This window comes from Ruixingdingia sedimenti, from assembly GCF_031432425.1.
In the GTDB taxonomy this organism is placed as follows: Bacteria; Pseudomonadota; Alphaproteobacteria; order Rhodobacterales; family Rhodobacteraceae; genus Ruixingdingia; species Ruixingdingia sedimenti.
Genome location: NZ_JAVKPH010000123.1, coordinates 1 through 904 on the forward strand (window position 1 = coordinate 1; position 904 = coordinate 904).

Here is a 904-nt window from a genome sequence, read left to right on the forward strand (position 1 = left end):
TGTAGCGCGGCGTCAGCTTTGGCCGAATAGGGCGTCAGCTTTGGCCGGGAAAAGTTTGCCCACCGCCCTTTCCTGACAGCCTACTTTCCTCGACCGTACAGTCCGAACAGTCCGTGGAGGATGTTGGCGATGCCCTGCACGATGATCACCAGGCCGCAGGTCAGGCCGAGCCAGATCCAGAAGCTCGAGACGTAGAACTGGAGCACTTCAAGCATCTTCGTTACCTCTTGAGTTCTTGCGCGACGAGGGTGGCTTGTGAGGCATAGGCCCGGTTGGCGTCGGCCGAGCCCCGCTGGAACTGGAATTCCAGAGTGCCCGAGGTCAGGCCACCAGGACTGACCAGCATGATGTCGTTGATGTGCTGACCGCGCTGGGCGAAGGCGATTGTGCGGGGCAAGGAGAGTGTGCGGCTTCGCGCCGCGCTCCCCCGCCATACGATCCTGTAGTTCACGGCATCAAAAACGGTCTGGATGTCGTCCCCCCCGGAAAAGGACGGGTTGCACCGCAGGAGGGCGGAATACATCACCAGCAGCTGCCGGTTTGTGGACGGGGTGAACGTCAGGGAACAGATCGTCAGCCATGTTGCCTGCGTGTTGATCTCCGCCTCTTGCTCGGCTCCGTAGACGGCGGACACGGCCCCCTCCCGCAACGCAAGGGTGCCGAACTCGGCGGTGCCATTCTTCTGGATCCGCCAGCCTGCCGTCCCGGCCGAGAAATCCGTGCTTTGCAGGCTGTCCCCGAACACGGCCAGACCGGCGGTGGAGAACGAGGAGGTGTCGACGCTGTCGGCCTTGAGGGTGCCGGTCTTGACCATCCCGCCGTCGATGATGGTCTTGCCATAGTCCACGATCAGGTTCTTGCCGCCCTGGTAGGTGGCGAGGATGGCCACGTTCTCACCGAAGGC

At 62.6% G+C, this 904-nt stretch carries 2 protein-coding genes; both read right to left on the reverse strand.

What is annotated here, in order from left to right:
* Window positions 1-80: 80 nt before the first annotated feature.
* Complete coding sequence (locus tag RGD00_RS23395; RefSeq protein WP_310459630.1) at window positions 81-215, reverse strand: hypothetical protein; 135 nt, start codon at window positions 213-215, stop codon at window positions 81-83.
* A 5-nt stretch (window positions 216-220) separates the two neighbouring features.
* Window positions 221-904 (reverse strand): phage tail tip fiber protein (locus RGD00_RS23400; protein ID WP_310459631.1); only part of this gene is annotated, 684 nt, incomplete at its 5' end.

Excerpts from the sequence above, each read along its gene's own strand:
- RGD00_RS23395 (WP_310459630.1), bottom strand. The coding sequence starts at position 215 with ATGCTTGAAGTGCTCCAGTTCTACGTCTCGAGCTTCTGGATCTGGCTC.